8 protein-coding genes and 3 pseudogenes are annotated in these 6,640 nt (G+C 51.7%); 4 read left to right on the top strand and 7 right to left on the bottom strand.

The features are described 5' to 3' along the window. Positions 1–394: 394 nt before the first annotated feature. The 5 genes from rplS to ffh form a co-directional block, all read right to left on the bottom strand. Positions 395–757 (bottom strand): 50S ribosomal protein L19, encoded by a 363-nt coding sequence (rplS, locus tag BBW68_RS14840; RefSeq protein WP_070135936.1) that lies wholly within the window; start codon positions 755–757, stop codon positions 395–397. A 47-nt stretch (positions 758–804) separates the two neighbouring features. Beyond that, positions 805–1,575, bottom strand: a complete 771-nt coding sequence (gene trmD, locus BBW68_RS14835) for a tRNA (guanosine(37)-N1)-methyltransferase TrmD (RefSeq protein WP_070135935.1) — start codon at positions 1,573–1,575, stop codon at positions 805–807. Positions 1,576–1,610: 35 nt separating this feature from the next. After that, positions 1,611–2,159 (bottom strand): ribosome maturation factor RimM, encoded by a 549-nt coding sequence (gene rimM / locus BBW68_RS14830; RefSeq protein ID WP_070135934.1) that lies wholly within the window; start codon positions 2,157–2,159, stop codon positions 1,611–1,613. An 18-nt stretch (positions 2,160–2,177) separates the two neighbouring features. Beyond that, positions 2,178–2,426: a 30S ribosomal protein S16 gene (gene rpsP / locus BBW68_RS14825; protein ID WP_070135933.1), complete on the bottom strand. Its 249-nt coding sequence runs from the start codon at positions 2,424–2,426 to the stop codon at positions 2,178–2,180. Positions 2,427–2,583: 157 nt separating this feature from the next. Continuing rightward, positions 2,584–3,945, bottom strand: coding sequence for a signal recognition particle protein (ffh, locus tag BBW68_RS14820; protein ID WP_070135932.1), 1,362 nt, complete (start codon positions 3,943–3,945; stop codon positions 2,584–2,586). 173 nt (positions 3,946–4,118) lie between these two features. Between ffh and BBW68_RS14815 the strand changes: the two genes are divergently transcribed. From BBW68_RS14815 to BBW68_RS14805, 4 genes and pseudogenes are all read left to right on the top strand, one after another. Beyond that, the gene (locus BBW68_RS14815; protein WP_070135931.1) at positions 4,119–4,910 is read left to right on the top strand and encodes a cytochrome C assembly family protein; all 792 of its coding nucleotides are present in this window, start codon (positions 4,119–4,121) and stop codon (positions 4,908–4,910) included. Positions 4,911–4,977: 67 nt separating this feature from the next. After that, entirely contained in the window at positions 4,978–5,202 is a 225-nt protein-coding gene (locus BBW68_RS14810; protein ID WP_070135930.1) for a CNNM domain-containing protein, read from the top strand. Further along, positions 5,159–5,344: pseudogene (ccsA, locus tag BBW68_RS20030) on the top strand (cytochrome c biogenesis protein CcsA); the annotation flags it as partial. The gene BBW68_RS14810 and the pseudogene ccsA, both read left to right, overlap by 44 nt. Before the next feature lie 118 nt (positions 5,345–5,462). Next, positions 5,463–5,798 (top strand): annotated as a pseudogene (locus BBW68_RS14805) (CNNM domain-containing protein); the annotation flags it as partial. A gap of 245 nt (positions 5,799–6,043) precedes the next feature. On the opposite strand, the pseudogene BBW68_RS20970 reads toward BBW68_RS14805, so the two are convergent. Further along, positions 6,044–6,143 (bottom strand): annotated as a pseudogene (locus tag BBW68_RS20970) (hypothetical protein); the annotation flags it as partial. A gap of 82 nt (positions 6,144–6,225) precedes the next feature. After that, the coding region (locus BBW68_RS14800) for an integrase core domain-containing protein (RefSeq protein ID WP_148127716.1) at positions 6,226–6,640 on the bottom strand (415 nt) is incomplete at its 5' end.

Here is a 6,640-nt window from a genome sequence, read left to right as displayed (position 1 = left end):
CGGACCGGAAGGCTGTAAGTGAATTTACACCACTTTGACGGACTCGACCCACTGAAGAGCGAAAGAAGATTACTTCACCAACCATGATATCTCCGTCTAATCCTTTCACGCAGGTCATCATCAGCGTAAGAGGTCAGGGCACCGCCGATTTTCATCGACACACTGATTGAAAGGCTGGGCATAAAACGCATAGCGAATGTCGTTCTTGCAAAGGTTAGGGTTCTATCAAACATACGCGCTAATTTTTACATATCCGGTTAAATATCAGCAGGGAACGGCTTTTTATTTCGTTTTGGCGGGCACGGCAGGCAGAAAATTTCGCGGGGATATCGGGGGGTATTGCAGATAAACAAAGGGCAAGCCCGCAGGCCAGCCCTTTGTTTGCTATTAACTATTAAGGGGCCGCTTTAGCGCCCAGACGTTCTTTGATACGTGCAGACTTACCAGTACGCTCGCGCAGGTAGTACAGTTTGGCTTTACGCACAGCGCCACGACGTTTCACAGTGATCGAGTCGATTACTGGGGAGTGAGTCTGGAATACACGCTCAACACCTTCGCCGTTAGAAATTTTGCGAACAACGAATGCAGAGTGCAGACCGCGGTTACGAATAGCGATAACCACGCCCTCGAATGCCTGCAGACGCTTTTTAGCACCTTCAACGACCCATACTTTCACTTCAACGGAATCACCCGGACGGAATGAAGATACGTCCTGTTTCATCTGTTCTTGTTCGATCTGCTTAATAATGTTGCTCATAATTAAAACTCTTATCCTGGGTAAACTGATAGTTAAGGCGGATGGCGCTATGCCTTTCCAGCCGTATCATGTTTTGTTGCCTGCCAATGTTCCCATTGGAACTCGGCGAGCAACTTTGCTTGCTCTTCAGTCAGAGCCAGGTTTTCCAGAAGTTCAGGTCTTCTAAGCCAAGTACGGCCCAGTGACTGTTTCAGGCGCCACCGGCGAATATCAGCATGGTTGCCCGACAGCAGAACTGGCGGTACCTCCATCCCTTCTAACACTTCAGGGCGGGTGTAGTGTGGGCAATCCAGCAAACCCTCCGAGAACGAGTCCTCACCGGCTGATGCCTGTTTCCCCAGCACTCCCGGAATAAACCTAGAAACCGAGTCAATCAGCGTCATCGCTGGCAGCTCGCCACCGCTGAGTACGTAATCTCCAATCGACCATTCTTCATTAATCTCGGTTTTGATTACGCGCTCATCAATCCCTTCATAACGACCACACACCAGAATTAACTTGTGGTTGGTCGCCAGCTCGCAAACCCCATCTTGATCGAGTTTACGCCCCTGAGGTGACAGATAAATCACCTTTGCGCCTTCTCCTGCCGCCGCTTTTGCTGCGTGGATGGCATCCCGTAAGGGTTGAACCATCATTAGCATCCCCGGCCCGCCGCCGTAAGGACGTTCATCCACGGTACAGTGCCGATCATGAGCAAAGTCACGAGGACTCCAGCTCTGAATGCTGAGCAGGCCATTTTTTACTGCCCGGCCAGTTACTCCGTAATCGGTAATTGCGCGAAACATTTCAGGAAACAAGCTGATTACGCCAATCCACATTCTTTGCAGCAGAGTATTACCGTTTTGTTCGGAGCTCAAAAACCAAGATCCCAATCTACTTTGATGGTGCAAGTAGTGAGATCGACATTTTTGATAACCTGTTCATCGAGAAACGGAATTAACCGCTCCTGCGCACCAAATGCATCCTTCAGGTTGGCCTTAACGACGAGAACGTCGTTTGAACCGGTTTCCATCATATCGATGACTTTACCCAGCTCATAACCTTCGGTAGTGACTACCTGGCAGCCCATCAGGTCTTTCCAGTAATAGTCGCCGCTTTCCAGTTCCGGCAGTTGCTCTGAATCTACGACAATTTCGCAATTAGTCAGCAGACCCGCAGTATCACGATCGTCAATGCCTTTGACTTTGATGATCATGTCCTGATTGTGGCGCTTCCAGCCTTCCAGCTCGACAAGCTGCCATTGACCCGCACGTTGGATAAACCACGGCTGATAGTGAAAAATGCTTTCAGCGTCTTCGGTGGAGGAAAACACTTTGAGCCAACCACGAATACCGCAGGCCGAGCCCATGTTTCCCAGAATTAACGGGTTAGCGGGAGGCTGGGCGGTGAGTTGTTTGCTCATCTTGACCACCGTGATAGATTAAGCCGCTTTCTTAGCTTGTCTGATCAGCGCGTTAACGCGATCAGACAGAGTAGCGCCTTGGCTAACCCAGTGCTCAATGCGGTCCAGATCCAGACGCAGTGGCTCAGCCTGACCTGAAGCGATCGGGTTGAAGAAGCCAACGCGCTCGATGAAGCGACCGTTGCGAGCATTACGGCTGTCGGTTACGATTACCTGATAAAATGGACGCTTTTTAGCGCCGTGACGTGCCAAACGAATTGTTACCATAACATCCTCTTTAGTTAATAAAACAACCGGGCTCCATTGAGGGAACGGGGCCCGTGTGCAATATAAAAATCCCGAAAATTTTACTCATTTCGGTGCAAAAAGCAATCTAATTTGCCTGAGCCAGTAGCATTGCTGCGGCACCCATTTTCTAGCTTGCTTAACGGCCTAGGAAACCTGGCGGCATCATACCCTTCATGCCGCTCATCATTTTCGCCATGCCACCTTTCTTTATCTTTTTCATCATGCGCTGCATATCGTCAAACTGCTTTAATAAGCGGTTAACATCCTGCACCTGCATGCCTGAACCTGTCGCGATACGGCGCTTGCGTGAGCCTTTGATAATCTCTGGCTTTTCACGCTCTTTGCGCGTCATGGAGTTGATCATCGCTTCCATACGCACCAGCACTTTATCGTCCATCTGCGATTTAACGTTGTCCGGCAGTTGTCCCATACCCGGCAGTTTTCCCATCAGGCTGGCCATGCCGCCCATATTGCGCATCTGCTTCAGCTGGTCGAGGAAGTCGTTGAGGTCGAACCCGTTGCCCTTCTTTAGCTTGCTGGTCAGCTTCTCGGCCTGAGTGCGGTCTACTTTGCTTTCGATATCTTCGATCAGCGACAGCATGTCGCCCATGCCGAGGATACGTGAGGCGATACGCTCTGGGTAGAACGGCTCAAGAGCTTCGTTTTTTTCACCGACACCCATGAATTTAATCGGTTTACCTATAATGTAACGAATCGACAGTATAGCGCCGCCGCGGGCATCACCGTCGACTTTAGTCAGAACCACGCCGGTCAGCGGCAGCGCTTCGTTAAACGCCTTCGAGGTATTCGCGGCATCCTGACCGGTCATGGCATCGACCACAAACAGTGTTTCTACCGGATTAATCGCGGCATGAACCTGCTTAATTTCGTCCATCATCGCTTCATCGACGTGCAAACGACCTGCGGTATCCACCAGCAGCACGTCGTAGAATTTCAGCTTAGCCTGCTGTAATGCATTTTTAACGATGTCGACCGGATTCTGGCTGAGGTCTGACGGACAGAAGTCGACGCCAACCTGCTCGGCCAAGGTTTCCAGCTGTTTGATCGCCGCCGGGCGATAAAAGTCGGCAGAGACAACCAGCACTTTCTTCTTGTGCTTTTCACGCAGGAATTTACCGAGCTTACCGACGCTGGTGGTTTTACCCGCACCCTGCAGGCCCACCAGCAGCACCACGGCTGGTGGCTGCGCCGCCAAGTTCAGAGTGTTGTTCTCCTCGCCCATTGCAGCAACCAGTTCGTTTTTAACGATCTTCACGAACTCCTGACCCGGGGTCAGGCTTTTGTTCACTTCGTGACCGACGGCGCGCGCTTTGACGAGTCCGATAAATTCACGCACTACCGGCAGCGCAACGTCCGCTTCCAGCAATGCCAAGCGCACTTCGCGCAGCGCGTCCTTAATATTATCTTCTGTCAGCCGCCCGCGGCCACTGATATTGCGCAGGCTTTTCGACAGTCTGTTGGTTAAATTATCAAACATCGTCTCTCGCTCAACGTAATGAGAGGCCGCCTCGGCGACACTCCACTCAATGGCGCGGAGTATAACATAATGACGCAGCGATCTCAGTCATAATGAGTTGAGATCGTTTGGAGCCAGCCATCTCAGACGCTATACTGGTTTTTTCTAAGTCTTGTCGGTAACTAACGAGATCTATGTCCGTATTTGCGATTCTGGCGCTACTCGCCTACTCATTCAGCCTTGCCCTGATCGTTCCCAGCCTGCTGCGTAAGAACAGCACATGGCGCCGTCTGGCGGTGCTATCCGCCGTGGCAGCGCTGGTGTTTCACGCCGTGGCGCTTGAGCAGCGCATATTTGGGCCTGATGGCGGGCAGAACCTCAGCCTGCTGAACATCAGTTCACTGGTGAGTCTGCTGATCTGCGCGATTATGACCATTATCGCCTCACGTAATCGTGGCTGGATCCTGCTACCGATAGTCTACAGCTTCGTGTTGATTAACCTGGCTTTTGCGACTTTCGTTCCCAATGTTTTTATCACTCACTTGGAAACCACCCCGGGAATGATGGTGCATATTGGCCTCGCCCTTTTCGCCTACGCCACCCTGATTATCGCCGCGCTGTACGCTTTGCAACTGGCATGGATTGACTGGCTGCTGAAGAACAAGAAACTGGCGTTTAGCACGGACATTCCGCCGCTGATGACCATAGAACGCAAAATGTTCCATATTACGCAAATTGGCGTGGTGCTGCTGACGCTGGTACTCTGCACCGGTCTGTTCTACTTACCGGATCTGTTCAGTCGTAAGAACGTTGATAAAGCCGTGCTGTCTATACTCGCTTGGTTTGTCTATATAGTACTGCTGTGGGGCCACTACTATGAAGGCTGGCGTGGACGCCGCGTCGTCTGGTTCAACTGCGGCGGGGCATTTTTGCTCACCATGGCTTATTTTGGTAACCGCATGCTGCAGCATTTATTAACTTCCTGAATTTCCAAAGCAAAAACCTTTCTTTGAACACGTTTCAACTACGACCCTGATTATTACGCTGGTCATCATGATTCTGGTATCGGCGTACTTCTCAGGCTCCGAAACCGGAATGATGACGCTCAATCGCTACAAGCTGTGCCATCTTGCTAAAAACGGTAACCGCGCCGCACGTCAGGTCGAAAAATTACTGCGCTGCCCGGATCGCCTGATAAGGCTGATGCTGATTGGCAACAACTTGGTCAACATGTGGCTGGATCCTGCTACCGATAGTCTACAGCTTCGTGTTGATTAACCTAGCTTTTGCGACTTTCGTTTCTAATGCCTTTATCACTCACTTGGAAACCACCCCGGGAATGATGGTGCATATTTGTTTCGCCCTTTTCGCCTACGCCACCCTGATTATCGCCGCGCTGTATGCTCTGCAACTGGCGTGGTGCTGCTGACGCTGGTGCTGGTGCTCTGCACCGGTCTGCTCTACTTACCGGATCTGTTCAGTCGTGAGAACATTGATAAAGCCGTGCTGTCTATACTCGTTTGGTTTGTCTATAATGTCTGGCCTCAGCGCTGGCGACTATCGTCGGTATGCGCCTGTACGGTGATGCCGGGGTGGCAATTGCCAGGGATATTCTGACCTTCTTGGTGCCGGTGTTCTCAGAGGTGCTGCCAAAAACTATTGCCGTGCTCTACCCGGAGAAAGTCGCTTTCCCGAGCAGCATATTGCTGGGGCCGTTGCAGATCGTCATGATGCCGCTGGTGTGGCTGCTTAATATCATTACGCGCATTCTGATGCGCATGGTCCGTATCAAAAGCGACGGTACTATCAGCGGCGCACTGAGTAAAGATGAGCTGCGTACCATCGTCCACGAATCGAGCTCGTTAATGTCACGCTGAAATCAGGACATGCGTAAGCGTCACATGCGGACCGTATTGACGCTTATGCAGATACGAGATCGGTTTTCCACGGCAGCAGATCGCGGACCCGGTTTACCGGTCAGTCTTGGCTATGTCCCAAGACATAGCGCAGCCACGTCTCCGGATCCAAACCGTTCAGCCAGCAGATCCCTATCAGCGAGTACAGTACAGCAGTTGGTGACTACTGCTCCGCACGTTCCCCGCCAGCGTCTGAACCGGTGCCCGGCGATACCGCGATCGATGGGACGTGATGGCTCAGGGGCTTCAACGATATAGTCGTATCGGATACAGGCCTTTTTTCACTCTGACCGTGCGGATCACTTACAGGAGAGTTGTTGTCAAATTTGGTGTATGGAGCCATCAGGCAACATTCCGGTCTGATGCTTCCTCTTTGGATTGGCCCCTATATTTCCATACACTTTTTATCACTTAACCTATTACTGGTTTGCCGCCGTAGATATTCCCGTGGCGAACGATACCCCAGTGCACTGTGCGGATGCCATGCGTTGTAATGTTCGAAGGCCTCCGCAAGGTTCTTTACCGCTGTTAACCCGTCGGGCTTCGGCATGATGCTGATGTAATCGCGCTTTATCGTTTTCACGAAGCTCTCCGCCATCCCGTTGCTTTCCGGGCTACGTACCGCCGTATGTTTAGGCTCCAGTCCTACCCTTCTGGCGAACTGACGCGTCTGATAAGAACGGGAGGCTGAACCGTTGTCGGTCAGCCACTCAACGGGGGATGTCGGCAGGCTGTTACCGAAGCGACGCTCCACTGCACCCAGCATGACGTCCTGCACGGTTTCACTGTCATATCCACCG

The sequence above is a fragment of the Candidatus Erwinia dacicola genome (assembly GCF_001756855.1).
Taxonomy (GTDB): domain Bacteria; phylum Pseudomonadota; class Gammaproteobacteria; order Enterobacterales; family Enterobacteriaceae; genus Erwinia; species Erwinia dacicola.
Note: the sequence above shows the minus strand (reverse complement) of the source record. Positions and strands in the feature narration are given on the sequence as shown.